At 60.8% G+C, this 945-nt stretch carries 1 protein-coding gene; it reads left to right on the forward strand.

Annotated features, from left to right (window positions below):
* Window positions 1–827 (forward strand): MBG domain-containing protein (locus HY29_RS19430; protein WP_034799225.1); only part of this gene is annotated, 827 nt, incomplete at its 5' end.
* Window positions 828–945: the final 118 nt, after the last annotated feature.

Consider the following 945-nt stretch of genomic DNA (forward strand, 5'->3'; position numbering starts at 1 on the left):
CCGCATCAGGCACTGGCCGCGCGATCGATCTGGCCGCGCTGAACGGGGAGGTGATCAATCTCGCCGGCGGTAGCGGGCTGGTTCTGTCGGGTGGTGGCCATTACGGGATCTATGCAGATACGCCTGCCGACGTGGATAGTGGCGTGCTGGGATCTTATCTGCGTCGCTACAATGTCACCGATAACGCAGCCTATGATGCCCTCGATCCGGGCGCCAATTTCGTGGCGTTCCGCTATGCACCGATACTGACGGTTACGGCAGATGACGCCAGCCGGGCCTATGGCGAGGACAATCCAACATTCACGTATCGTATTTCCGGGTTTGAGACGGGGGATGGCGTGTCTGATCTGGCGGGCGCTCCGTCTTTGACAACGACTGCGACAGAGACATCCGATGTGGGCACATTCGAGATTCTGTCCGCAGCCGGTACGTTGGCCAGCGAGCAGGGCTATCAGTTCAGCTTTGAAAGCGGCACCCTGACGGTCCAGGCGGCCGCTGAGCAGCCCTCACCGGAGCAGCCCTCACCGGAGCAGCCCTCACCGGAGCAGCCCTCACCGGAGCAGCCATCGCCAGAGCAGCCCTCACCGGAGCAGCCAACATCTGAGTTGCCTGTGACCAATGAGGCCAGCCTGTTCGTCATCAATGCTCCCGTGACCCCGGATTCGGGGCTCTCGGAAGGCAATGACCGGGAACCGGAACTCGGTGCACTGAATGAGGCCGAAAGCGCCTCTGAAACGACAGAGCAGGATGAAGCCGACGGCGAGCCCGAGGACTGCGCCATAGGACAAGACTGCGATAGGCGCCCCGTGGCGCAAACTGTTGAGTAATTCCCATACTGGAAGAACCCGGCTCAAACAGAAACGAAACGCCGCGCTTCGCGAGTGGCGCGACCTTCTCGTCGCTTAAGACCTGCAGGTCTTAAGCGAATAATGGAGACGGGTTCGA

This window comes from Hyphomonas beringensis (genome assembly GCF_000682755.1).
Lineage (GTDB): Bacteria > Pseudomonadota > Alphaproteobacteria > Caulobacterales > Hyphomonadaceae > Hyphomonas > Hyphomonas beringensis.